Below are 25,921 nucleotides of genomic sequence, written 5' to 3'. Positions count from 1 at the left end.
AGCATGATAGAGAAAATTGGAAAACTCAGCAGGAATAAAACCGGACAGGCCGCAGCCGATCCGGTTTATTTGTATTGAACATATATGCACATCAACTCATGTGATCCACGCTAATCATAACTTTTACAAGAAAAAATAACCAAAATTTTAATTTTGGGGTAATCCAAACCCCCTCTTGTTCCGAATATTATATTAGATGGTCTTTTTTGGATGATGATATTCAAGGACAACAGGGGGCGGGAGTATGGTACATAATCCGGAAACCATTCAGGAATGTATCGAACATGCACGGCAAAGGCTCTATCAAATTGCAGCTCAATACCCGGAACTATGGCATCCGGAGGTTATTCGCCAATCCATGGTGCTGGATGAGTTAATTAATGAATATAACAACGCAACTCGCGGGAGAAAGATCTCGAATCAACTGAAATCATGACCTTTCTGAACAAAGAATTCCAAGAGGGGATTCCGTGTGTTTGCCTTACTCTTTTACCGCCCCGAGCACAATCCCCTTTACGAAGAAGCGCTGTAAGAACGGATATACGAGCAGAATCGGCAGAGCGCCAATAAAGATCTGAGCCGCGTTCACCGTACGTTGAGACATGTTCTGGAGCTGCGTTGCATCCACGTTCATGTTGGAGAAATCCTGCTGTACGATTATGGTCTGCATTAACGTGGCGAGTGGATATTTGGAAGCATCATTCATATAGATCAGCCCGTCGAACCAGGAATTCCATTGACCTACCATGGTGAATAAAGAGATCGTGGCAATGGCCGGCATGGATACAGGCAGATAGATTTTGAACAGGGTCGTGATATGGTTGGCTCCATCGATAAATGCAGCTTCTTCCAGCTCTTTCGGCACGTTACGGAAGAAGTTCATCATCAGAATCAGGTTCCAGACAGCCACTGCTCCTGGCAAAATGAGAGCCCACATCGTATTAATCAATCCAAGCTTCTGGATCAAGATATAAGACGGAATTAATCCCCCGCTGAACAGCATCGTGAAGATAAAAAACCACGCATATAGCGAGCGCCCCTTGAAGTGTAGACTTTCCTTGGATAACGGATAAGCCGTCAGGAAGACAAGTGTCATACTGAGCAGTGTGCCCAGAACCGTACGCTGGACTGAAATCCAGAGTGCACTCAGAAAGTTACTGTTACCAAATGTTTTGGTATAGGCGTCCACCGTAAAATCAATGGGCCAAAGTGTCACCAGATTGGCGGATGCTGCCGCTTTACCACTGAAGGAAACGGCCAGAATATGGACCAGCGGCAGGATGCACAGGATCGAGACGGCCGCGATGAATATCAGGTTGAAGCCATTGAATATACGGTACCCGGTTGTTTTGTGATACACCTTGATTCCTCCTTAGCATTTTGCATAATTCGATTTGAAACGCTCGCGTGTACAAGATATAGACGAACTAAACCATTTCGATCTATATCTTGCTGATTGAAAGTCGCTGTCTGGATTTATGCAAAATGCCTCTTAAAATATACGGTAATTGGCGATTTTGTACGCCATCCGGTACGCAGAGATGACCAGGAACATCGCGACAAATGATTTGAATAGCCCAACGGCGGTCGCAAAGCTCATTTTGCCATTCAGAATCCCCATCCGGTAGACAAAGGTATCGATAATATCGCCTTTCTCATATACCAGCGGATTGTACAGGTTGAAGATCTGGTCAAAGCCTGCATTCAGGATATTGCCCAGCGATAACGTACCTACCACGATAATCATCGGCACGAGTGCAGGCAGGGTAATGTGCAATGTCTGTCTAAGTCGTGTTGCCCCATCGACCTCTGAAGCCTCGTACAATGCCGGGTTAATGCCCGCAAGTGCTGCCAGAAATACAATTGTCCCGAATCCAAACTCCTTCCACACATCACTGACTACCACCGTGACACGGAACCAGTCGCCATCCCCCAGGAAGAAGATCGGTTCAACACCAGCCGCCGCTAACACCTGGTTTACCAGCCCACCTTCCGGTGATAACATGTCGAGCAGAATTCCACCAAGGACAACCCAGGACAGGAAATGGGGCAGATACACCAAGGTCTGTGAGAAACGTTTGAACGTGGAGTTCCGAACCTCATTCAGCAAAATGGCAAACACCACAGGGGCCAAAAGTCCGGCCACGATTTTCATTGAAGCAATCAGTACCGTGTTCCAGATGACCTGAACACTGTCGGGATATTCGAACATGAACCGGAAGTTGTCCCAGCCCACCCATTTGGAGCCAGTGAACCCCAGCCACGGTTTGAAGTCCTGAAAAGCAATAATAATGCCGCCCATGGGCACATAGGCGAACAGTAATGTGAGCAGTACAGCAGGCAGCAGCATTAGATGCAGCGGCCATGTGCGTTTGAAATTCCAGCGGGTACGTTTGCGTGGATGGGGTTTCATTTTTCGCACCGGCGTATTGGTTGTTAACGGTTGTTCCATAGCCATCAGGGTCCCTCCTTTATCTCGTCCAGCCCTGGCATAATGAGGCGAGTAAGCCTCTGTACAGAGTGGAGCAACTGAATTATAGCAACGGAAAAGGGCGGACTATAGAACAACATTTCAATGCGGATGTTGAAATATTAACTTGTTGATGGAAACAGAGGTTTTCAAGTCACAGGAAAGCCGGAGAACATAAAATCATATAGAAATGTAAGGGTTTTCAATATAAAATAGGACTTCGGTATAGAAAGACTTCAAATTCAGGGACAGGGTGAAACGATGAAATTCACAGTATTTGCGAAGACGGTCATTCTTCTAATCTGCCTGCTGGTACCCATTCTGCTGCTGTATACATACGCGAACCAGGCAAATGTGGACATGGTGGTGGAGGAGAAACAGCAGTCGAGTCTGAACCAGTTCAATTATTTCAGTTCCCAGGTGGATAAAAATATCGAGCAGCTCTCTCTGTATGGTCTGACATTGCTACGAGATCCGAGTATCCTGCACTACCGTTACATGACCGATTCAACCAGCCAATATGAGAAGAACAGTATCTATCTGGATATTCTCGACAAATTATCATTGTACCAGTCCACCAGCCGCTGGAAGAACGATATTACCATTGTGCTGCCACAAGCGGAACTTGTGTTATCCACCATGTCCAGCCGGACAGTCTACAATGAGAAGATGTTGACGTTCCCACAACCTGGCCAATGGCAGCTGGAGCAGGGGAGTTTCACCTACTTTTTCACGGATAACTACGAGTGGAATGAAAAACCGGTGAACACAGGCGTGCGAACCGTGATGGAGATTAATTTTGACCCGATGAACGTGGTTGCCATGTTGGATGATTTTAAAGAAACGCAAGGAGGAGATCCTTTCTTGTTAGTACCGGGCAATGATCCGTTGCTGAACCGTACGGCAGACCGCGAACTGGTCCAAGCGATCATGCGGGATATCCCCTTTAACGGAGCGGAGAGGGAAGGTAATCATCAGCTGGAGGTAGGCGACAAGCAATATCTGGTCAGTTACGTGCACTCCAAACAACTGCAGGCGGTATACGTGAACCCGGTGGTATTGGATGATCTGTTGAACCCGATGGACAAGAGCCGGAATATGTTTATTACATCCATTCTGTTGCTGCTGGTGCTGAGTATCGGGGCTGCACTGCTTTTGTATCGAAAAGTTCAGGTTCCAATCCATCGTTTGATGAGAGGGCTGCAGCACATTCGCAAAGGCCAGCTGTCTACACGGATTCCGGTCGATCACTCCCGTGATGAATTCGCGTACCTGACCCAGAGTTTCAACCATATGGCGGAGCAGATTCAGGAACTGATCGAGAAGGTATACGAGGAACGTATCCGCTCACGGGAAGCGACATTGAAGCATCTGCAATCACAGATCAATCCGCATTTCCTGTACAACTGCCTGTTTTATATCAAAAATATGACCCAGCTCGGCAACCGTGAAGCGGTTATTGCCATGTCGCTAAGTCTGGGAGACTACTATCGCTACATTACGCGGGGCGAGAATGACATGACAACAGTGGAAGAAGAGATTCGGCTGCTGGACCATTATCTGTCCATTCAACAGATGCGGACCAACCGGCTGACCTACGAGATTGCCGTACCGCAGCAACTGATGCAGCTTCACATTCCGCGACTGCTCATCCAGCCGATCGTAGAGAATGCGGTGATCCATGGCATTGAGCCGATGGAAGGCAGTGGGCATGTCGTCGTAACGGGAATGGCGGTACCCGAACATATTGAGGGTCGGAAATATACAAGATATAGCCTGTTTGTTGATAATGATGGTGTCACGCTGACAGCGGAAGAGATTGCCGAATTGGAACGGGAGATCAATGAACCAATGGGTGAAGAGATTGGAACAGGCACGTGGAATGTGCACCAGCGTCTCGTTACGCGATATGGGCTGTCGTCGGGGCTTCATTTTGGAGCGATTCCCTACGGTGGACTTAGTGTAGAAATTCGATGGTTTGAGGAGGAACAACCGCATGATGAATCTGATGGTCGTGGATGATGAACATTCGGCAGTAGAGTCGATCGCTGTCTCGATACCGTGGAGAGAACACGGGATTGGTCAGGTATTCAAAGCCTATTCAGTCAAAGAAGCCCTGGAACATATGGCAACACATCAGGTCCATATTATTATCACGGATATCCGCATGCCGGGTCTGTCCGGTCTGGATCTGGTCAGTCACATCAGGCAAAAGTGGGAACAGACCAAATGTATTATTTTATCGGGGCATGCTTCCTTCGATTATGCGAAGCAGGCGCTCAAACACGGGACGGTTAGTTATCTGCTCAAACCGGTTCGAGATGAGGAACTGATCGAATCCGTGCAGCAGGCCGCCGTGCAGATTCGCCTGGAGGGTGAGAAACAAATGCTGCATCAGCGGGCCATGTATTCGGTAAGGGAACATCTGCCTGAGAAGCGAGCGGAGCTGATGAAGGATGTACTGTTAGGGCATAAATTTGCGGATGCTGAACTCGAAGGCAAGCTGGAGCAACTGGAGATCGGGTTCCGTCCACAGGATAAAATGCAACTGCTGCTCATCCGGTATGATGACCATCAACCTACACATAAAGCGTTTCGATTAATGAAGTACGCCATCTCGAATGTAGTGGAAGAGATTTACGGGAGTACCTATCATCTCTGCCATACGGATGACGCCTATGATGATCTGGTCTTTATGGCCAGTCCCAAACAAACCCAAGCCGAACCGGAAATACTAATGGGACGGCTTGGAGAACGGTTAATCCACAGTGTGAGGCAATATCTGAACGCGACGATTTCCCTGTCTGTTAGTCGTATGGGGCGTTTCCCAGATCAGGTGCCGCAACTATATCATCAAGCCGTGAGTGCGCTTCGCAAGCAAGCCGAGGCGGGCAAAGGATTACATCTGAATGCGGCGGCAGGAACCAATGGGGCCACGTTGAAGTCTCTTGCAGCGCTGTATGAACCGCCGGGTCTGACGACGTTACTGGAAGCCGGGCGCATGGAGGATGCACACCGTAAGATTAATCAGATCTTTGCCGAACTGTCGAACAGTGTGTTCCCGGAACATGTGTATGTGGCCTTTCATTATCTGGCGGCGGCATTCTCATATATGGCTCATCGGGAAGGAAGACAGTTAGCCGAAGTGCTTGGCGAGCAGTACCAGCAGTTGCTCAAGGATGGTTATGGCATCTCGCTGCGCAGTCTGGAAACGTGGACCAGAAGTGTGATGCAGCAGTGGGAAGAGAGCACAAGCGATGCGGGACAGGATGCCGGATCAACGCTGATTCGGCAGGTGCAGCAATGGATTGACCATCATCTAGGCGAGGATCTATCGTTGCAAGTCATTGCCGGAGAGGTGCATTTGCACCCGGTATATCTGTCGAAAATGTACAAACAATCCACAGGTGAAGGCATTAGTGACTATATCATCCGTTCCAGAATGGAACGTGCGGTTCATTTGCTGAAGCATACGGCGATGAAGATCTATGAAGTCGGTCAGGAAGTAGGGTACAATAACACGCCCTATTTCATTCAGGTGTTCCGCAAACATTATGGACTGACCCCGCAGGATTTTCGGAACGGTTAACAAATCAATATGAACATTGAAATTGTGATATATGTTTGCCTCCCCGGCTGCACTATCCTTTTCATGTAAGGTGCATTTGGCATCAATCCAATCAGCGACTTGCATCAGCAAAATAAGGATCGAAATGGTGTTGTTCGTCCATATTTTGTACCCGTGAGCGGTTGAAATCGAATGATGGCAAATGCAGAGGTGCATTTGGCACAAAAGGGTATCCAAGTTACCTGAGGAGGGGTTAGTTCATGTATAGAAAAATGATGACGGCATTGCTCGCAATCACGATGGTTGCTGTAACGGCATGCAGTTCGGGGGCCAAGGAAGAACCGGCGAAGGAAGCCGCTGCACCACTTGCTTTGCAAGATGGGAAGTATGAACCTGCGGTACAAATGAGCTATTTGCGTGCCTGGAATGATGATACGAAATTCAAGAACGGGGAAACGGCTCAGAACAACGTGCATACGAAATGGGCGAAGGAACGACTTGGCATCGATCTAACCACACCGTGGGCTGTATCGGTGACCAATGATGCATTTTACACGAAATTGCGCTTGTCCCTGTCCGCTAACGAAGAACTGCCGGATATCGTCTCCATTCGGGGAGACTACAATCTGGTACGGGAATTAATTGAGTCCGGCAAATTTGCCAATGCAGGCGAGTTGTTTGACAAGTATGCTTCGGACACATGGAAACAGGCATCTGAATCGGCACCGGAAGAATGGTATCCATACATGTATGAGGGCGAGCGTTATGGCATTCCGATCTTCGATTATGCGTATAACGGCGATTCGGTCATGTTCATTCGGGAAGACTGGCTGAAGAAGCTGGGACTGGAAGAACCAAAAACCATGGATGAGCTGGTTACGGTCATGGATGCTTTTACGAATCAGGACCCGGATGGGAACGGCAAGAAAGATACGTATGGTCTGACCGTCGGCATGAAGAATGCGCTCAATACCTGGATGACGGAATCCGGCTGGATCTTCGGCATGTACAACACCATGCCTGGACAATGGAATGATGCCGGAGATGGAACACTGCAATATGGCTCCATTCAGCTAGGTGTGAAGGAAGGCCTTGCGACGATGAAAGATTGGTTGTCCAAAGGTTACCTGCCCAAAGAAGCGGGTGTCTATGACGAGATCAAGGCAGCAGAACTGTTTACCGCAGGTAAAGCTGGCATTATCGTGGGACCACACTGGATGCCAAACTGGCCGATTGATGATGTGAAGAAAAATGTGGACGGTGCCACGTACAAGGCCATTGCTTTGCCTACAGGGCCAACAGGCGAGAGCCACCAACATGGTTCTGGTGCAAGCAACGGGGTGGTGCTGATTAACAAAGACATGGCGAACCCGGAGATCTTCTTCACGTATCAGAATTATCTGTTTGATAACTTTGCCAACCCGGAAGTGGGCAGCGAGTTTGAACATGGGTTCGCGCAAGGATATGACTATGACATCGTGGATGGCAAAGTCGTTGGTGAAGCTGAAGTGAAGGATGGTGTATCACCACTCAAATATACGATTACGTATGATGGTGCACGGATTCCGAATCTCATGATGGATACGCTGGCGGAACTTGCGAAGGGCAAAGAGCCGGAGACCCCTTTTGAGAAAAATACGAAGATTGCCAACAAACCCGAAGTATTTGCAGCCGCTGAAGTGGTCGTTGCGAATAAAGATAATGCCATTAAGAATAAGTTCACGGGAGCACCGACCGAGACGATGAAAATGAAGAAGGATGCAATCGACAAGCTGGAGAAGGATACGTTCAGCAAGATCATCTATGGTCAGGTGGGCATTGAGGAATTTGATGCGTTTGTGACAAAGTGGAAGTCCATGGGCGGGGATGATATTACAGCGGAAGTGAACGAATGGTATAAGACAGTCAATTAACAATCAAAGCAGGGTAGAACGGATGAATTCATCCGTCTACCCTGCTTTTTTAGTAGGAATTTTAATGACAAAAAACAACAAGGATAAGCAAAATAGAGCCTTTGAAGTCGTAACCAATAATCGGGTTCCTTCACCCGAATCTTCTATACCGAACAAAATATCTATTAAGCACACTGAACCTGAAATGACGAGTACCATCAGTGCAAGTAAGTACATAATCAATTAGGACTCGCAGCGCACAAAAGTTACTTGTTTTCCTAAAATCACATTTTCCACCTTCCATCCGGCATTTAACCAGGATAGTGCCTGTGTATGATTATTGGAATTATTCACCCACCATTGTTCGCGATTATACGCTGTAGGCGGTAACGTAAACCCGAGGATTTCCTCGAGCTCTGAGTATGTAAGGGTGATTGCAACCTGATTCAGATAGTTTTCCAAGGGGAAGTATTTGCTGTAGCTCATTTAGTCGGACCTCCTGAAAAGGAATACACTGATTATACAACGTGGGCATGATGATAGCGAGAGCATACATAGATATGAAAGGAATCCGTAGATCTCTCTTACTAGCGAACAACCGTGCGTAAGCCTTATTGTTCCCGTTGTACTTGAGAGAGTAAAATAATAGGTAATATACGAACATCAATACGTATTTTTAATATAGATGCCTCGAATTGATTCGGGATTCACAGAGGTTCAAGTGTGGTTGATGAACATCATAAGATGCATAGGAAAGTAGGAGATTAGATGAGCACATTGTATGACCAGGCGATGGAAGAGATGATTACGACGATCCATGAATGGTTTGATGAACAGGAAAAACGGGATGACTTGGAAAGTGTTGTGAAGCGAACAACACTGCAAATGGGCATCTTTAATGATATTGTGCTGGATTACAGACCTGGACGGACCACAGTAGACAGTCTGGATCTAGGTCTGGATGATGGTTGGAAATCGAAACAGGCAGGAGCCTTTACTGAGGAACAGGTGCGCAATGAGATCGGGCCTAAGCTTGCAGAGGTTGTCCAAGTTAGATTGGACAAGCTGGCTAACACACCGTTGATTGACTACCGCTTCACCTTCCGTGGGAAATTCCCAACAACCGAAGGTAAGCTGCAATTGACGTTACTGGAATATATTAATGAAGAGAAAAGACAGCTGCTCCTTGAGTGTATTCATACCTATGTAGACAAAAAGCTGGAACATGGTACATATCCGACGAAGCAACTGGAATCTTTCTTTTTGGCGGGGCATCTGCTCGATCCTAAGCTGTTCCCGGAGTTGGATGTAGCATGGACCATCCGGCAGTATGACCGGATTCAAGAGTTGAATCAGGGTCGTCCGGATGCACTGGCAGAACATCGTGGTGAGATTACTCGCGCGGTGACGGCATGGGCAGAAAATCAATTTTTGCCACAGTATTATGATGTGCAATCTTCAGAATATCGTGCTAATGAGTATTCACTAAAACCAGGAGCAACGCTGGAGTCGAACGTTGAGACACAGGCAGGCCAACACTTGGACGAGCCTCGGAAGCAGCAAACACCCGGGTCTCAACCAATCGATCTGCTGTTGTACGCAGCAGTCATGATTCTACGTTTTGAGCCCAGTTATAGCAAACCCAAAGGTCTGACTTTCTTGGAACTCGCGAAGCAGCTTGGTAGCCGTCGTGCAGCAAGCATGATGACGGAAGGTAGCGGTACGTATGCGAAGGACGATATTCATGTGAAAACGGAACGGGTTGAATGCAAAGCAAATGATGTATTTGCCCTGATGAACATTCACATTCATAAGGAAGAGCCGGGTGCCTATCGGCAGGCACTTACCTTTATCACGCATTTATTGAAGCAGGGATTTCCGAAAAGTTATAAAATCAAGCTCAAATCTGGCGTAAAGCAGTATTTGCCGATCAAAGGACTCGCGAAGTCGGATACCCACCGATTCTTTGCCAATGCACTGGAGTACCCGGAGCTGCATCCACTCCTGGAAGAGTATGCACGTGAGGCTATCCAAGAGTTCGAGTTCTACGAGGACACCGAGGGCGAGAAGAGCTGTATGCCAGGCAGTTATGCAACCTTTGGACTGGGGCTCATGGATGAGCGGTATTTCCCGCTGGTTGAATATTACATGGGCGAAGTGGATGATGAGCATCAGTTAATTCAGGATAAGTTCATTGCGGCATTTGTGGAAAAAAAGGGTGTAACGGCCCAATCCATACCTGCGTTAGTCGCCAGCTTGCGTCGTGCGACGGATAGTCTGAAGCTGAAGATTCAGCCCGAGCTGGAGAATGAGGAATTACTCGAACTGTTGGTTAGACCGATTCAAGGACTCGAACGTTATGAAGCAGAACAGGTACTTTACCCGATCTTCGGTAAGGTTAAGAAGCTCACAACGCTCGCTCGCAAAGCGGAGGGAAGAAGGAAGGAATTATTGCTGGAACTGTTGCAGGCCGCAGGGAAATAAAAATGTAAACAACACAAGTAAGATTGTGCCGTGTAAGTAAAGCATTTTAGAGAAGTGAAAGTGCATAAGGAAAGGTGGGGAGAGTTATGGAAACATTGAGACGAAACATGTGGCAGGCGTTGAATACTCAGGAGAAAGAGGCTTTGATGCGTAAGCTTGTTCATCAGTTACCGGATGGTATGGCATATAAGGGTCTCGAGACATTTGAACGATTCGGTCAGCGGATGGAGACAGGTGTGTTTACGCAGGAAGGTTTGCGGTTTGTATTTGTCCCTGGGGATCAAGTAACGCTGGGCTGGGATCATTGGCAGCATGGAATGAACGAAGAGACCTCAACCGACCTGCTCGAAACGGTAAGTGAATATGGTGTGGAGGACGTGGATTCGTTTCTGGCGAGTCAGATGTCACCAGTGAGAGAAGTGAGTATTGCGCCGATGCTCGTGGAATGCGAACTGATCTCGCTTGGTTGGATTGAAGTATCCGAGGAGGAAGCATTGGTACAAGAAAATCCTGATTTTCCGTCAGCATTGGAGCAATTTAAGCAGTCGGAGATACGTGAATATGAATTGCATCAACAATTCCGTCTGGTTCGCCAAGGTGAGGATGAAGTCCGAATCCTGTGGTTCAACGAAGGAATAGAACTGGAGGACGTCGTGACAGAGGAAGCAGCGGCCGGCTTTGGCTTGCTGACCGAGGATGAGTGGGAGTATATCTATGGTGGCGGTTGTCGCACGTTATTTCCTTGGGGTGACAGCTTCGACTATACGATGAGATTGAAGCACTTTGGAAGTCTGGAAGGCGTGAATGAGCTTGTGGATGAATCGACAGAATCGGACTATTCACTGGTTGAAGAAAAGGATGATCGTCCTTATGATCTGGAACTACCGAATTTCTTCGGGGTGCAATTTGTCGGAGACCCCTACAAGTATGAGCTTTCACTGGATTCGGCTGGGGACGTAATGCCCAAAGGTGGAGACGGCGGGAGTCTGATTTGTGGTGGGACAGGACCTCTGGTTGGTTTCTTACCTGCTGCTGCGGTGTATTATCGAGACGTTAATGCCAGTGAGCTCGATTGGGAGGATTTGATGGATGCGATGTACTATCGCAGGGTTGTTCGTTTGGCTAGTATTCATGAATAGGAAACTGTCGAAGAAACATTTTCCTTTCAGTGGGGCCTAATTGTAGAAAAATAATAGTCCAAGTGCAGTGTCATTGCTGTGACTTGGCTATTTTTTGGGTAAATATAATCAGGCCTAACGGCTTAAGATCAGGAGTGGGGGCGCATTGAGCCCAGCCAAGGTTCCTTTTACAATAAAAGAATAGAATCTCTCGCCAACCTCTTTAAATTGACATCATGGAAAAGGGGAATGACCTTGCCTTCATATACATCGTTTCAGTGTTCCGGCCGGGAGGCCTTGTTTCTGTTTCAATTGATGAATATTCCGGAAGCGAATCAACTGCTCGTGGATCTGAATGACCCGGAATTACAGGGTGTACAGTCAGAACGGGTTTACGGACAGATTCTTAGAGGTCTTGTTGAAGACGGTGTTATGGTGGAAGATAACAAGCAGATCACCATAGAGCCACAAGTACATAACCTGCTTACAGGCTGTAAGCTCAGCAGTGCAATAACCCGACTCGAATTGCATGCAGCAGATGGGAAATCGTCGGTGACTTATGGATTTTTGTCAGGTACGCAGATGGTTGAATGGCTATGGAAGCCTGCAGAAGATCAGGCGGTACTGACTTCATTTGATGAATTACAGGATATGTTCCAAGTCATTGGCAATCGGATTGAACTACCCGATCCATCCCCATCCCATGTTAATCCTGAATCACAGGATACGATTCGCACAACCATCCAGGGAGAAACGCTGCAGCGTCTGTCCGCGTTGGCAGTCGATTCACCCATGGAGAAGTTCGCGTCCATTTTGCAGCAGGACCATCATCTGGATCACACAGTATTACAGACATTGGCGAAGGGCTTTGCCACGCTTGAGAAGTGGGGGCAGTTCGATGTGTACACCCGGGGACAGGAAGGACAGGCACAGACCATTTATTTTATAGGCAGCACCCAAGGTAACTGGTTGTTCCTGGAAGGGGAAGAATCCAGTCTGTTTACAGCATTTAAGGTGACGGAAGAAGAATTGGTGCAAAGCCTGTTTCTGTTAACGACGCGTTCGTTATATGTACTGCCCGGAGTTTAAACCCAATATAGACATACACAAACGTAACCAAGGGGGGAATCCAGTTGACCAAAATTGTCATGAAGGGTGACTACTTGAACTCACTCGCACAGCAGATTGAACAAGTGACGGCACAGCTGCAACAGGTGGACGGTGTTCTTCAACACGCCATTCAGGGAGCAGCCTGGCAGTCGGGGAATCGACAGACCATTATTGGTCTGTACCAGACCCATCAGCAGCGGTTTCAGACCGCTGGACAGAGCATGCAGCAGCTGGCTGCGTATGTAAAGACGACTCGGGAGAAGATGGAACAGGAAGATCAGTCGGGTGGTACATTTGGCCTTACGGGTGTTAACCTGCTCGCACCATTTGACGGACCCGGAAGCACAGTAGGTACGCTAACTGCGGCTGCGGCTGTCGCCAAACTGGGATACCGAGTGAAGAACGGCTATATGGTCAAGCAGGAGCTGAATCGAAACACACCACGCATTTTGGTTCGCGAAAGCTACGATTCAGTGAAGGGAAATCCATTGGTGAACGGCAGACCAAGGGATTATAAAATTCATTATGTCCGTGACATTGAAGCCAAAATAGCAAACGGAACCGCTACGCCTCAGATTAAGGAAATTGCCTCGATGATGAAGCCAGGTTATGCAGTCAAATCCGCCTTAACGGACAAGCTGGGCTGGGCCAGTGTTGGCATCGATGTATTCACAGATACACAAGAGAACATCAGCCAGAATGCATCCGGTGACAAGATTGCTGGTGATATCATCGGTAATGTTGTCGTCGGTGGAGCAACAACGGTGGGAGCGACACTCTTGGCAGCGGCTATTCTGCCTGCGGCGGCGCCTGTCCTAGCCGTTGGTGCGGTCGGCCTGGGTGTATCCGTAGGTTTGACATATCTTGCAGAAGGGGTAACCATGAATATGGATTTGGATGGCGATGGGCAGGATGATTCCGTGAAGGATGTTGTGAAACATGGAGCGAAGAAAGCCTGGTCTACCGTTAGCGGGTGGTTTAAATAGTGAAGCGTCATAAACGATCTGCCATGTCATCCAATACTTCCGAGTCTACCATGTATGAAGGAACATCCTACAACCGGGATGCATTTGAGAACTATCTTGCGGTATACGCCGTGGATGGAATTCGTTTCAGCGCAGGTACGCTCGTTCTTTTCTTTCTTAACGTATTCCTGCTGATTCCGGTGTTCAGTGTTCCGGTTCAACTTATGTATGCATATATACTACTGCCGCCTCTGGCAGTGATGAATGTGTGGGCCCTCGCTCTAATAGTGGCTCCCCGCAGGCTGCAATTGAATTATGTCCTGTTTCGAGGTGTGTTTGGTATCGTATGTTCGTTGGGTTTTATGATTATTATTCAAAAGTTTGCCTACGGCATGTTGGGCCTCACAACGCCATGGTATGCGATTGGTTCGTTTGTCGTATATGGTTTTGCATTCTTTCAGTATGCGAAGTTTCACATAAACAGATTGAAGCAGTCACCTAACAGCCCCAAGTCTGAAAAGGGCTCTCGTATGCCTGTCGCGACGCTGACCATGTTGACTGGCGGGGGTTACTTGCTGGCTAATATTTCCCTGGCCTTTGTTACAGAACAGACGGTTGCTGTTGTACTCATGAGTGTGTATATCATGCTGGCCTTTGTTGTGTTTCATTTTATGATGGATGTACATCGGTACTACTGGCTTCGCCGGGTGCTGAACACGCCTGTGGAAGTCCAGAGCAACAAATCACAAAATACAGAAAGGAAGATTACATGATGGCAAACGAAACATCTACCTTACTGCCTAATGGCTCCGTGATTCGGTTGAAAGAAGGTACCAAAAAGCTCGTCATCTACGGACGAAAGCAGATGCTGCTAACCGAACCGCCACGTCAATTCGATTATATTGGCTGTCTGTATCCGGAGGGATACATTAATCCGGATTACACATATGTTTTTAATCATGAAGATATTGAAGAGATCATTTTCAGAGGATATGTGGACGAAGAGGAAGAGACTTTTGTAGCGGAGCTTGAGAATAAGTAACTTTATTTATAAAGGGCACTTTTACCTTTTTTTATATGTGAAGGAAAATAAAATAAACGGGTCAGTCCTAACGTGACTGATCCGTTTCGCGGAAACGCGTCGCTGTCTGCTGAAGACTGGTGCTGGTTTCCTGTAAACCGCGCAAATAATGACTGATATTCGTCATGCTGTCATTCATACGCCCGAGAAACTCCCGTTGGCGTTCGCCTTCCCATTGTCCCTCAGACTGATCAATCATCGTTTTGAGTTGGGCAAGAATATCTTGTCCGTTCTGGGATGCCTTGTTGAACTCACCTGCAAGTTGTTGCAGTTCTTCTGGGGACAGATCAATACGTTGGTTCATAAGGTCCACTCCGTTTCGCTTCTGTTGTAAGATGCTGTACACTCCATTATAACCCCATCCTTTTCAAAATGAAGCTGGACGAAAGCCTTGTTTTTAGAATTGCTAAAATTCGGCTTACATAGGACAAAACACACATCATATCAGCCCTTAATCATAGAGGGGACCGAGATGATGTGTGTTTCTGGTTTATTTCTATTTATCGTTTATTTCACTTTTTGGACGGATACCGCCATTTGCTCCAGTTGAGTGTGAGTTAATTGGTTATTTGGTGAGCTGAGTGTTACATAACAATCATCCAGCTTGAACGTGAGCATATCCGTTTGATCTGGTGTATACCATTTGGCGGATACGCCATTAGGCAGTTTTACCGTTTTGCCATCATAGCTGAACGAGTAGTCTTTAGGGGATACCGTTACATTCATGCGATTGAAAACAAAGTTTACACCATCACCGCCTGCACCTACGCTTTTGAACGTATCTCCAGCAACCATATGTTGTGGGGCATAGGCAGTTGTGAACCCGTCAAACTTCGCGAATGCCTTGCGGATGTTATCCAATTGTTGCTTGCTATAGTTCACATCTGCGAATGCAGAGATTCCTTGATTGTTGCTGCTACTGGCTTGCTGAACAGAGACAGCGACTTGTTGCAGTTGAGCTTGGCTCAGCTTATGATCCGGGGAGCTAAGGGTAACGTAACGATCATCCAGTTGGAACGTGAGCATGCCCGTTTGATCGGGTGTGTACCATTTGGCGATAACGCCATTGGACAGTTTCACGTCTTTGCTCGTATAGCCGTCCGAATAATCTCTTGGAGACACATCCACTTTCATATGGTTGAAAATGAAGCTGACACCATCGCCACCCGCACCTACACTTTTGAACGTGTCACCTGCGATCATCTGTTGAGGTGCATAAGCGGTCTTGAACCCATCGAATTGTGCAAAAGCTTTTTGAATCGCCTCTTTTTGTGCTGCGCTATACGTTACATTGGTCAAGGCTGATGGATTACTTGTCGTTTGGCCGATCATGACCTGTCCTTTTTTGGCGTCATAGGATACGGGTACATGCAGCGCATCAGCAAGCGCTCTTACTGGTAGATAAGTGGAGTTGTTATAGGTAATTGGCGCAAGTTTGTTGCCATTGCCATCCGTTGGTGTGTACGCCGCGCCATCGACATTGAAGCTAATTCCATGATTAAGGTATGCAGAGATTTTCTCCAGCTGCGTTCCGGCAAATACGCCCGTCGCTCCTGTCAATGTCATGCCAAGTACCATCATTGTTGCTACGGATTTCTTCATGTTTTTTTTCATCATCTATCTCTCCTTCAAGTTGGGGTTTGTTTTGTTTGATGAGCTCGCTGTCCCTTATGGCTTTATATTAAACCCCGAACATATCCAGAATAATTCTGAATTATCTCCAACTTGTAAACATGTGCATGTCGACAGGAGACTGGCATCTGTCTGTTGAATAGATCGCTTAGGATCAGGAAACGAGGTGAAGGCATGACTATTTTTCATTACGTGGCCGATCATTATGATATTGGGAATATTGTAGGATTTAATGCCATAGAACACGGTAATAGTTCTAAAGCGATGTTGATCGAGTCTACATCAGGTAAGTTTGTTTTACGCAAACTGAGGAACGAACAACAGGCGTGGATTGAGTATGAAATGGTTCAGGCATTGGCATCCGTAAACATTTCACCATCCATGGTACAGACAAAATATAGGATTCCGTATATTACATATAATAATGAGTTTTATAATTTGCAGATCTACATAGAGGATTTGCTTCCGCGTTCCCAAAGTAACATTGACTTTGTTCGGTTAGGTCAAGTGATCGGACTTTTTCATCGTATGACGAATCATCTTAAGGTTGCTGGTATGGAAGATCGTTTCGAGTTATCTCAATTATGGCGTGAGGTTTCCAATGTAGTGTTAGCCTCGTCATCTGAACAAATTCGTACGTTAGCCCAGCTTACAGAGGATTGTCTGGAGTTTCGCAAGACGAACCATTCAGTCATTCACGGGGATCTGGGCATGTGGAATTTGTTGTTTACAAAAGAGTCCATCTACATTATTGATTTCGGTGAAGTAAGAATGGACGATCATCATTTCGATCTGGCAGCTGTACTGACTTCTACAATTCCCTCATTAACACATAGGCAGGAACTTGGAAAGATTATGGCTGACTTTGAAGATGGTTATGTGCAGGAGAATGCTAATTTTAGCAGGAGGCATCTATACGAACAGATACAAGTATGGATGTTGCGAGGATTTTTGGCGGTAATCAGGGAGAGGGGAGTCGCCCCCTCAACCATTGGATATGTAGAACAAAACCTGAAGATACTTAGCATGTTTGAACGTATTCTTTGCTGATTCGAATAATTTTAGTTAAAAAGATAGAGGATTAGTCCGCCAAAACCAAGGACAATCGCCCCAACGTATACATAGGAAAGTTTGCTGAGATTTTGCTTTGTGCGGCGATCATACTCGGGATTACTGGTCTGATTGGCTTTGGAGTTTCCGATGATCATGGTAGCAATACCTCCAAATAAAGCGATACCTACAATTAAAACATAAGGTAACCAAGTCATAATTGGACCCCCTTCACGAATGATATGATTTGTCTTCATTGTACTTCAGGATAACCTTTGATGTAAGCTTTAGTTGAGAAATAAAGGGAAATGAAGTATCTGTCTTACAGTATGTATCTAGTCCTGGATAGAAAAGATCACGACAATTTTAGTTTTTTTAAACTATAAAAATCCTTGATACAACAAGCATTCGCGGCTTTCTTCACTGGAGGCTGCGGATTTTTTTTGTCCATTGAGTGATCCAGAATAGAGAACCCTGCGTTACACCCTATGAAGACGACGGCGAGGAAACAAATTATACACAACACATAATCGAGGAGTGAACACGTAATGAAAATGAAAATGAAGAAATTTATTGCACCTGTACTTAGCCTGACACTGTTGATGCCGGGAATCGCTGGAGCAGCTTCCACACCGCAGACACCGATGACGATGATGAAAGCATCCGTGAACACACCCGCTGCGGACCTGAGAGCGAACCTGGATCACCTGTTATCCGAGCACTTTGCACTTGCAGTAACCGCAATGGCCAAAGCATATGATGGAGCAAAAGATGCAGACGCAGCTTACAAAGCACTCGACCAAAACGCACTGGATATGCAACCGGCAATCGCTTCCCTATATGGTGACGCAGGTGCCAAAGAATTCGAACGCATCTTCCGTGCTCATAACAAATACACAGATGACCTTGTCAAAGCAACCAAAATGGGTAATCAGGCTGGGATCAAACAAGCACAGGCAAATATCAACGGATTCGTGGAGGAGTTCTCCACATTCCTGAGCACAGCAACCGAAGGCAAATTGCCAAAAGCAGCAGCTAAACAGGCTCTGCAAGTGCATGAAGATCTCGTGCAAAAAGTATTCGATGAGTATGTAGCTGGAGATTATGCTGACGCATACAAGGCTTACCGTGAAGGTTTCAAAGAAATGTTCGGCGTAAGTAAAGCCCTCTCCACAGCAATTACTACACAAATGCCAGAGAAATTTGAAAACACCAAAGCGGATACAAAAGCAGCTGATCTGAGATCTGCACTCAACCACTTGGCTTCCGAACACTTTGCGCTCTCGGCTCTGCAGATGCAAGAAGAATTCGATGGCCGTACAGCAGCTTCCAACGCACTGGTTACAACTGAAGCTGGAAATACAGCTGACTTCAAAGCAGCCATTGCTTCCGTTTACGGTAACGACGGTGCTAATGCGTTCGAGAAAATTTGGGTAACGAACCACGTTAATGCACAAAGCGACTATGTAAAAGCCGTTAAAAACAACGATGCTACGGCTCGTGCAGCAGTAGAGAAACGTATTGATGGATTTACAACAGAGTTCGCCACATTCCTGGATTCGGCAACAGCTGGCAATCTGCCAAAAGCAGCAGGACAACAAGCACTGACAACGCATGAAAACCAAGTACAAAATGTATTGAATCAATATGCAGCAGGTAATTATGAAGCTTCGTACACAACGAATCGTGAAGGCTTCAAAGTGATGTTCGGTGTAGGTCAAGCCCTGGGTAATGCCATCGTGACTCAATTCAACGACAAATTCCAAGAGCCAACAACACCTGCACCAGCGCCAGAAATGACAACGGTGTGGATGCAATTGAACAGCAAAATGCTGAAAATTAACGATAAAACAACCAACATGGATACCACTCCAGTGCTCTGGAAAAACACAACATACATTCCATTGCGTTTCCTGAGTGAAGGTATTGGTGCAACAGTCAAATGGGACAAAAAAGCACAGCAAGTAACCGTAATGGCTGGCGACGATACTCTTGAATTCTGGGTGAACAACAACGTTATGGAAGTGAACGGCGTGAAGAAAAACGTGGGTGCAACTGTATTTGTAAACAAAGATGGACGTACACAAGTACCCCTGCGCTTCATTGCTGAACTTCTGAACTGGGACGTGAAATGGGCACAAAAAGATGGATCTATTACACTGACAAAATCCATGTAATAGCAGCGTTTAAATAAGATTAAAACAAAAAGAGCTGCCCCATACGGCAGCTCTTTTTGTTCATCATAAGGAGGTCATTGTGTTTCGATACATAATTTGATGAACAGGATGACGTACCGTCTGATGTCCATTTTTCGTACCTTTACCAACAGCGATCAGCATGACATCCAAGTATCTTTCAGAAATATTCAAGCTGGCTTTTAATTGAGCGGAATCATAACCTGACATCGTGATGGTTTCGAAACCGGCCTCATTGGCGAGCAGAATGAATGACATGGATGCTAGACTTACATCTCGGGTTAACTCCAACTTCAGCTCTTCATCCGATTTATTTGCATAGTATTGTATTGCCGCATTCGCCAGATAATCTCGGAGTGATGCATCAAAAAAGCCCGACTGAAAGCCTTCTTCGTGAATTCTGATGATGTTATCCGCTTCAAATGCTTGATAATCCCCTAACATGACGATCAAAGCGGAAGCATCGATCACCTGTTGCTGATTGTAAGCAATAGGTAGTAATGCGCTCCGGAGATCAGGGTCATCAATAATAAGATACCGGGTCGCTTGAATATTATTCCCATTGGGTGACTTGCTTGCAGATTCAATGAATGAAGTGAGAATCTCCGGGTGTATCGTATAACTTGAATCAAAATGTCGAACAGAACGTCTATGTTCCAAAACGGATTGTACACTCATGAGATCATCTCCATCGTTGTTATTTAGGACTCCCTTGAATTATAGTAGGCATTAACAAATGAGAAAATAACGCACAAAAAAGTGGGATAGCCACTTTAAAGTATCTATTGAGGAGGAACGGCACATTGGTTAAGTATAATACCGGAATAAATATTTTCATGGATATCGCTGGGGGGAAATGGAAGTGTCTTATCCTTTTTTTTCTGAGTCAACAATCGGTGCGAACCAAGGAATTCTATGAACTGATACCTGGAATCACACAAAAGGTCTTAACCGACCAATTGAAACAGTTGGAGAGCGATGGACTTGTTCATAGGGAAATATTCAAGGAAGTCCCGCCAAAAGTAGAATATAGTTTAACTGAACTCGGACGATCCTTCGTTCCGGTCTTGAACACGATGTGCGACTGGGGCAATACGTACGCAAGGTCCAAAGGTATGGATCAGGATGAACATATTCAATGTGATCATGAATGAACCCAAAAGTTCAAATATTTGGTATAATCATCGGGTAATGACCTACATAACAGCTTAAATAGCCGATGGAGTCCAGAATGGGGTATGATAATTTGGTATAAGCAAAATGAAGAGGGGGACAGAGGAATGAGTACATCATCAAAATCAGAGCGTCCGGCGAAAAGTGTGGATACCCGGTTATTTGTTGCTTGGGCCGTTTCAGTTATTGCAACAGGGGGAAGTCTCTATTTTAGTGAGATCAAGGGTTATCTTCCATGTGATCTGTGCTGGTACCAGCGCATATTTATGTACCCGCTAACGATCTTGTTGGGCATTGCCTACTTTAAGGATGATGCGGGTATCGCGAAATACGTGCTTCCGCTTAGTTTTATCGGTGGCGGCATTTCGTTATATCATGTAACGATCCAGCGTATTTTTTCGGCTACAGGTAATGCCGTGGCGTGTGGCAAGGTTCCATGTTATACCGACTATTTGAACTGGTTTGGTTTTATCACCATTCCGCTACTGGCACTCATTGCATTTATTATTATCATCGTGATGCTGTGGGGCATTGGCAAAACATCAAAATCTTCTTAATAAGAAAGGACAGATGGTGATGAGCGGACAAGCTCGTTGGTTCATGCCCTTCATTGTTCTGATCCTCCTGACCGTGGGATGCTCCTATGAGGAACAGTCCGCGTCCGGAGAGATGCCAGAGATGATCAAAGTGCAGCTTATGATTCCGGATAAGGTGTCTGTCAAGGAAGATGTCGCTTTGCAGATCAAGCTGACCCAGGGAGAACAGCCTGTAAATGATGCGGATCATGTACAGTTTCAGGTATGGAATGAACAGGATGAACCCGAAGCACCTTCATTTGATCAAGGAATGATGAGTGCCGATGAGCTTGAATCTCGGGGAGCAACAAAGGCTGTATCTATAGGCGATGGTATATATGAAGTGAATTATACGTTTCAGGAACCTGGGGTATATGTCGTTCAGGCGCATGTGACCTCAGGGGCGATGCATACGATGCCGAGAACAAAGGTAACCGTGGAGTAATCGTTGTAGTTCACCCGATGAATATACCGTACAAGCTCTTCCAAGCTGTATGGCATATTTACCGGGTGTTCAGTGTGTCTACATCGGCTTCATTCATCCATTTTTGTTCATATATTCAGCCTTGACCTTGAAGTATACTTCAAGGTCTATTCTTGTCTTATCAAGAAATATTGGAGGCAGAATAATGAGAATATTAGAATGGATGTTGGTGTTGGTAACCGTAGCTGTTACGGTATGTATACTACTTTTTCCGAAGCGCCGAGCAATGACAATAGGCATACTCTCCGCTTTGGTTCTGGCAGTGCTTCTGCATGGTTTAATCAATTCATTCCGTGTGCAGATGGCCCCAACCTATATGGTTGGACTTGTATTATTTATTACATTAATCATTCAACTCATGAAATTATACCGTAGTGACCGCTACGTTCAGAGCACGCAGAAACATAACCGTCGTTCATGGATTAAGAAGACGTTGGTATCCATCCTGGTTCTGGCTTTCAGTGTGGGCTCATTCATACTGACCTGGCTGTTACCTGCCTTTACGATGCCTGAACCTACCGGTACATTTGCGATTGGTACGTTCTCTCAACACCTGGTGGATGAATCTCGCGAAGAGACCAAAACACCCGAGGCAGGAGACAAGCGTGAACTTATGATTAATGTCTGGTACCCCGTAGATCAGGAGGCCGCCCAAGGGCTACCACTGGAGCATTACCCTAGTGAACTGGGAGAAGCTATTAGTCTGGTGTTCGGCATTCCGTCTCAGGTGTTCAGTTATCTGGATACTATTCCAACACATGTGGTAAAAGGAGCTGGGATGTCCGCCACCCAGAGCAAGTATCCGGTATTGCTGTTTTCGCCGGGTATCCGCTCTGCTCGTTTTCAGAGTATGACAATGATAGAGGAACTGGTAAGCCACGGTTACATTGTCGTTGGTATAGATCACCCGTATACGTCAGCACGAGTAACATTCCCTGATGGGCGTGCAGTCCCATATGAGGCCGACCCTGATTTTGCAACGTCAGAGGAATTATATCAATATAATGTAGAAGGTATAGGCATCCGTGCAGCTGATGCAAGATTTGTCCTTGATACCCTGACCCAGTGGAATTCACATGATCCGAATCAATTGCTCGAAGGCAAACTTGATCTGGCTCATGTTGGTATTGTGGGGCACTCGTATGGTGGGGCAACGACAGCGGAAGCACTGGCGCAGGATGAGCGATTCCAAGCAGGACTTAGCCTGGAGGGCGGCTTCTGGGGAACGGTATCCACGAAAGCCCTGAAACAGCCGTTTATGTATATTATGTCGGGTGGAACCGCCAAAAGTCTGGAACCGGATGCTACTGCCAAGGATAAAGTGTTTTACCCCGAGTTTGAGCCGGATCTGGATCGAGTGATGACGAGCAGTCTTAATGATACCTACTATCTGACGGTTGAGAATTTCTTCCATCAAAGCTTTACGGATATTTCATTAATTTCACCGAAAATGTTTGCCAGAGGCATGACGCCAGAACATAATGTGGATATAACAAGATCTTATGCGTTAGCATTCTTTGACCGTTATCTCAAAGGAGAAGAGCAACCGCTGCTGCAAGGGTCTTTGGCGAAATTTCCTGAGGCCACCTATGATGCCCAATATACCAAGATACGCAACGAACAAGCGCAATAAATCCGCAGAAGGGTGGAGGGTAGGCATGGAAACCATGACAAGAGGAATGTTAGCCAAGCGTACCGGTGTGAGTATGGCAACCCTCCGTTATTACGAGGATAGCGGGATTCTGCCTGCTCCCCGTCGTTCCTCCAACGGATACCGGGTGTATACCGAGGATTATCTGGTCAAAATTAAGTTCATTAAGGATGCCCAGTCGCTGGGTTACTCCCTAAAAGAAATACAAGAGACCCTGCAACTGCTTAGTCAGGAGGATATGGAGAGTGATACGTTAAAAATACTCGTCCGTGACCGAATCGCAGATATTCAGAAGCATATCAATCACCTTGAACAGATGCAGATTCATCTGGCCAGATTGCTCAAGACGCCAGAAGGTGATATCCATAGCTATATTCAGTCGTTCAGGGTGACAAAGAAAGAGCCGTAATCGCGGCTCTTTTCCTTTTTAGGAGAAACAAGCATTGGCTATCGAGCAGGGAATAGGAGATTTAAAACGAATACATACTGTAGTTTGCCAATACATAGTGGTGGTTAAAAGTAATTTCAATATTCCAATGATGAAATTTACACCATAAAAGGAGTAACATTTTCTATGAGGGATTTACAAGGTTTTGTATCCGGTTACATCAAGGGCAAGAAACATCTGCATCTTGAGATTGGCATAATTACGAAGGGAGATATCGAATATCATTCATTAGGCAATCCTCAGAAGAAGAGCGCGGCTGCACCTGAACACAGATTGTTCGAAATCGGCTCTGTAACCAAACTGTTTACAGCTATCCTTCTATTAGAATTGGAACGTCAACAGCAGCTATCCTCCGATGACACGGTTGGCAAGTACATACTCAACGGTAAAAATGATTATTTGAATAAGGTTACCTTAAAAAGTCTTGCTACGCATACCTCTGGATTACCCCGAATTGCCACAAACCTGTCTTCGAAGAAAAATCGATACAATCCGTTTTCAACGTATACGGAGGATGATTTACTTGCTTTTTTATCCGAAGCTGATTTTACGGATCAGTTGGGTTCATTTGAGTATTCCAATACCGGCGTGGGCTTACTGGGCTATATCCTATGTAAAGTATCAGGCAGTACATATGATGATATGCTGAAAAAATATATCACAGGTCCATTAAACATGACGGAGACAGCTACTATGCTGAATGCAGAACAGAATGGCAGATTTGTGGATGGATATACTTCAACGGGGAAAAAAATGCCTCACTGGGATAATGGTGTACATGAAGGGGCAGGGGCAATCAAGTCATCTCTTCACGATATGTGTTTATTTGTGCAGGCCAATCTGAATGAGGATCATCCTGCAGCCTCTGCAATACAACAAAGTCACATGCCTGTAATGATTGGAGATTCAACTCATCGTTATGCCTGGATTAGTGATAACATCTTAGATCAGGAAATTCTCTGGCATAATGGTAGCACATTTGGTTTCAGCAGTTTTTTGGCTATAAATAAGGAACAGAGTGTAGGCGTTGTATTATTGTCCAATTATTGTTTTGGATCAGCCTCCATTGTCGATGAGTATCTGGATGCGATATTCAAGTTTATAACTAAAAAAGACCTTTATCCACTCATGCCGCTGGACCCTGTGGGTATACAAATATTGGAAGAAATGATGCAAAGATAAACGCAGAAAAGTCACCTCCAAAGCGAACTCCCGAAGTACATCCTCGGGCGCTCTCTTCTGAAGGTGATTTATTTCTATTTTAATGATCTCAATCATGTTAAGCCCGCTTCACGTAGAAAATGGTGCACAATTTCCGTCTGATACTTGATACGGGTCGCGCGTTTCAGACTCCAGCAGGTCTCCACCGTAACAGAACGGGCTTGTAATAGTCTTGAAGCCGCTGTACGGGCAGATCCCGGCAATTCATGCTGTTTGAGGTTAAAGTGACGATCACGAATGGATATCGACCGATTCATCCGTTCGATAACTCTTCTGCAAGCCGGAATCGTCCGACTGCCGGGATTGGTAATCAGCGTCTGTCCAAGCACTCGCGAACTAAGCTGTGACAGCCCGTTGGCTTCATGCAGATCGAGCCACCAGTCAGCCCGATGTTCACGCGCCAGCTGAAAAACCGCTGCAGCCAGTGGATGCTTGGCCTTGCCTGACATACGACGTGGAAACGTACGATTCAGATCTGGCTTGCCTCTGATTTTCTTTGCGTAGGCTTTCTGGTTCACGCGTGGCACAATAATCAGCAGCCCTCGCTGAATGACAGGGCGACCCGTCGCACAATCATCTGCGAGCTTTTGTGCAGCGGCCATACTCGCCGTTTCATTCCCGTGCACCCCGGATGTAATGAACATTACCGGTCCCGGCATCATGCCACGTACGATGTAATAGGGAGTGGCGTGTGCGCTGGATGCCGCAAGTACATGTTTGGTCACAAGCATGACACTTCACCTCCGCTATTACAGTACGTCATGTCCCTCTTTCATGTAACGGCAGAAGAACAGCTCTTCATCC

26 protein-coding genes are annotated in these 25,921 nt (G+C 46.2%); 18 read left to right on the top strand and 8 right to left on the bottom strand.

Features of this window, described 5'->3' with window-relative positions; genetic code table 11:
- Positions 1-244 precede the first annotated feature (244 nt).
- Positions 245-436: an aspartyl-phosphate phosphatase Spo0E family protein gene (locus FS628_RS26245; RefSeq protein WP_076328857.1), complete on the top strand. Its 192-nt coding sequence runs from the start codon at positions 245-247 to the stop codon at positions 434-436.
- Between the two features lie 45 nt (positions 437-481).
- Here the strand turns inward: FS628_RS26245 and FS628_RS26240 are convergent, their stop codons facing one another.
- A complete protein-coding gene (locus FS628_RS26240) occupies positions 482-1,360 on the bottom strand; it encodes a carbohydrate ABC transporter permease (protein WP_017692164.1) in 879 nt (292 codons plus the stop codon).
- 132 nt (positions 1,361-1,492) lie between these two features.
- Positions 1,493-2,413: an ABC transporter permease gene (locus FS628_RS26235; protein WP_145325936.1), complete on the bottom strand. Its 921-nt coding sequence runs from the start codon at positions 2,411-2,413 to the stop codon at positions 1,493-1,495.
- 318 nt (positions 2,414-2,731) lie between these two features.
- Between FS628_RS26235 and FS628_RS26230 the strand changes: the two genes are divergently transcribed.
- The 3 genes from FS628_RS26230 (at position 2,732) to FS628_RS26220 (ending at position 7,951) form a co-directional block, all read left to right on the top strand.
- On the top strand, positions 2,732-4,492 hold the full coding sequence (locus FS628_RS26230; RefSeq protein WP_145325884.1) for a sensor histidine kinase: 1,761 nt from the start codon (positions 2,732-2,734) through the stop codon (positions 4,490-4,492).
- On the top strand, positions 4,467-6,059 hold the full coding sequence (locus FS628_RS26225; RefSeq protein ID WP_145325883.1) for a response regulator transcription factor: 1,593 nt from the start codon (positions 4,467-4,469) through the stop codon (positions 6,057-6,059). Before FS628_RS26230 ends, FS628_RS26225 begins: the two co-directional genes overlap by 26 nt.
- A 239-nt stretch (positions 6,060-6,298) precedes the next feature.
- Entirely contained in the window at positions 6,299-7,951 is a 1,653-nt protein-coding gene (locus tag FS628_RS26220) for an extracellular solute-binding protein (RefSeq protein WP_145325882.1), read from the top strand.
- 222 nt (positions 7,952-8,173) lie between these two features.
- On the opposite strand, the gene FS628_RS26215 is transcribed toward FS628_RS26220, so the two are convergent.
- Complete coding sequence (locus FS628_RS26215) at positions 8,174-8,416, bottom strand: DUF7662 domain-containing protein (RefSeq protein WP_145325881.1); 243 nt, start codon at positions 8,414-8,416, stop codon at positions 8,174-8,176.
- Positions 8,417-8,698: 282 nt separating this feature from the next.
- On the opposite strand from FS628_RS26215, the gene FS628_RS26210 reads away from it, so the two are divergent.
- From FS628_RS26210 to FS628_RS26185, 6 genes are all read left to right on the top strand, one after another.
- A complete protein-coding gene (locus tag FS628_RS26210; RefSeq protein WP_145325880.1) occupies positions 8,699-10,414 on the top strand; it encodes a DUF6138 family protein in 1,716 nt (571 codons plus the stop codon).
- A gap of 86 nt (positions 10,415-10,500) precedes the next feature.
- The gene (locus FS628_RS26205) at positions 10,501-11,553 is read left to right on the top strand and encodes a hypothetical protein (RefSeq protein ID WP_145325879.1); all 1,053 of its coding nucleotides are present in this window, start codon (positions 10,501-10,503) and stop codon (positions 11,551-11,553) included.
- Positions 11,554-11,787: 234 nt separating this feature from the next.
- Positions 11,788-12,621, top strand: coding sequence for a hypothetical protein (locus FS628_RS26200; RefSeq protein ID WP_145325878.1), 834 nt, complete (start codon positions 11,788-11,790; stop codon positions 12,619-12,621).
- Positions 12,622-12,665: 44 nt separating this feature from the next.
- The gene (locus FS628_RS32820; RefSeq protein WP_260871197.1) at positions 12,666-13,628 is read left to right on the top strand and encodes a hypothetical protein; all 963 of its coding nucleotides are present in this window, start codon (positions 12,666-12,668) and stop codon (positions 13,626-13,628) included.
- Positions 13,629-13,678: 50 nt separating this feature from the next.
- Positions 13,679-14,380 (top strand): hypothetical protein, encoded by a 702-nt coding sequence (locus FS628_RS26190; protein WP_145325935.1) that lies wholly within the window; start codon positions 13,679-13,681, stop codon positions 14,378-14,380.
- The gene (locus FS628_RS26185; protein ID WP_145325877.1) at positions 14,380-14,649 is read left to right on the top strand and encodes a DUF4176 domain-containing protein; all 270 of its coding nucleotides are present in this window, start codon (positions 14,380-14,382) and stop codon (positions 14,647-14,649) included. The genes FS628_RS26190 and FS628_RS26185 overlap by 1 nt, the downstream gene beginning before the upstream one ends.
- Before the next feature lie 67 nt (positions 14,650-14,716).
- Here FS628_RS26185 and FS628_RS26180 read toward each other — a convergent pair whose 3' ends face one another.
- Together FS628_RS26180 and FS628_RS26175 are read right to left on the bottom strand one after the other, a co-directional pair.
- A complete protein-coding gene (locus FS628_RS26180; protein ID WP_145325876.1) occupies positions 14,717-14,992 on the bottom strand; it encodes a WXG100 family type VII secretion target in 276 nt (91 codons plus the stop codon).
- 203 nt (positions 14,993-15,195) lie between these two features.
- The gene (locus FS628_RS26175) at positions 15,196-16,302 is read right to left on the bottom strand and encodes a stalk domain-containing protein (protein WP_145325875.1); all 1,107 of its coding nucleotides are present in this window, start codon (positions 16,300-16,302) and stop codon (positions 15,196-15,198) included.
- 192 nt (positions 16,303-16,494) lie between these two features.
- Here FS628_RS26175 and FS628_RS26170 point away from each other — a divergent pair, with 192 nt between their 5' ends.
- Entirely contained in the window at positions 16,495-17,370 is an 876-nt protein-coding gene (locus tag FS628_RS26170; RefSeq protein ID WP_145325874.1) for a phosphotransferase, read from the top strand.
- 11 nt (positions 17,371-17,381) lie between these two features.
- Here FS628_RS26170 and FS628_RS26165 read toward each other — a convergent pair whose 3' ends face one another.
- Entirely contained in the window at positions 17,382-17,588 is a 207-nt protein-coding gene (locus FS628_RS26165) for a hypothetical protein (protein ID WP_017692174.1), read from the bottom strand.
- Between the two features lie 336 nt (positions 17,589-17,924).
- Here FS628_RS26165 and FS628_RS26160 point away from each other — a divergent pair, with 336 nt between their 5' ends.
- Positions 17,925-19,547 (top strand): copper amine oxidase N-terminal domain-containing protein, encoded by a 1,623-nt coding sequence (locus tag FS628_RS26160; protein ID WP_145325934.1) that lies wholly within the window; start codon positions 17,925-17,927, stop codon positions 19,545-19,547.
- A gap of 63 nt (positions 19,548-19,610) precedes the next feature.
- Here the strand turns inward: FS628_RS26160 and FS628_RS26155 are convergent, their stop codons facing one another.
- A complete protein-coding gene (locus FS628_RS26155; RefSeq protein WP_145325873.1) occupies positions 19,611-20,243 on the bottom strand; it encodes a nitroreductase family protein in 633 nt (210 codons plus the stop codon).
- A 125-nt stretch (positions 20,244-20,368) separates the two neighbouring features.
- On the opposite strand from FS628_RS26155, the gene FS628_RS26150 reads away from it, so the two are divergent.
- The 6 genes from FS628_RS26150 to FS628_RS26125 all read left to right on the top strand — a co-directional run bounded on the left by FS628_RS26150 (position 20,369) and on the right by FS628_RS26125 (position 25,078).
- On the top strand, positions 20,369-20,719 hold the full coding sequence (locus tag FS628_RS26150; protein WP_145325872.1) for a winged helix-turn-helix transcriptional regulator: 351 nt from the start codon (positions 20,369-20,371) through the stop codon (positions 20,717-20,719).
- A gap of 126 nt (positions 20,720-20,845) precedes the next feature.
- The gene (locus tag FS628_RS26145) at positions 20,846-21,295 is read left to right on the top strand and encodes a disulfide oxidoreductase (RefSeq protein WP_145325871.1); all 450 of its coding nucleotides are present in this window, start codon (positions 20,846-20,848) and stop codon (positions 21,293-21,295) included.
- 19 nt (positions 21,296-21,314) lie between these two features.
- Positions 21,315-21,758 carry a FixH family protein gene (locus tag FS628_RS26140; RefSeq protein ID WP_186327975.1) on the top strand — a complete coding sequence of 148 codons (444 nt, stop codon included), beginning with the start codon at positions 21,315-21,317 and terminating at the stop codon, positions 21,756-21,758.
- A gap of 184 nt (positions 21,759-21,942) precedes the next feature.
- Positions 21,943-23,430: an alpha/beta hydrolase family protein gene (locus FS628_RS26135; protein WP_145325869.1), complete on the top strand. Its 1,488-nt coding sequence runs from the start codon at positions 21,943-21,945 to the stop codon at positions 23,428-23,430.
- Between the two features lie 25 nt (positions 23,431-23,455).
- Positions 23,456-23,857: a MerR family transcriptional regulator gene (locus FS628_RS26130; protein WP_145325868.1), complete on the top strand. Its 402-nt coding sequence runs from the start codon at positions 23,456-23,458 to the stop codon at positions 23,855-23,857.
- Between the two features lie 165 nt (positions 23,858-24,022).
- Positions 24,023-25,078 (top strand): serine hydrolase domain-containing protein, encoded by a 1,056-nt coding sequence (locus FS628_RS26125; RefSeq protein WP_145325867.1) that lies wholly within the window; start codon positions 24,023-24,025, stop codon positions 25,076-25,078.
- Positions 25,079-25,170: 92 nt separating this feature from the next.
- Here FS628_RS26125 and FS628_RS26120 read toward each other — a convergent pair whose 3' ends face one another.
- The gene (locus FS628_RS26120; protein ID WP_145325866.1) at positions 25,171-25,848 is read right to left on the bottom strand and encodes a succinylglutamate desuccinylase/aspartoacylase domain-containing protein; all 678 of its coding nucleotides are present in this window, start codon (positions 25,846-25,848) and stop codon (positions 25,171-25,173) included.
- Positions 25,849-25,921 lie beyond the last annotated feature (73 nt).

The organism is Paenibacillus xylanexedens, assembly GCF_007676705.1.
Taxonomy (GTDB): domain Bacteria; phylum Bacillota; class Bacilli; order Paenibacillales; family Paenibacillaceae; genus Paenibacillus; species Paenibacillus xylanexedens_C.
The sequence above is the reverse complement of the archived record's forward strand: the minus strand, read 5'-3'. Positions and strand labels throughout refer to the sequence as shown.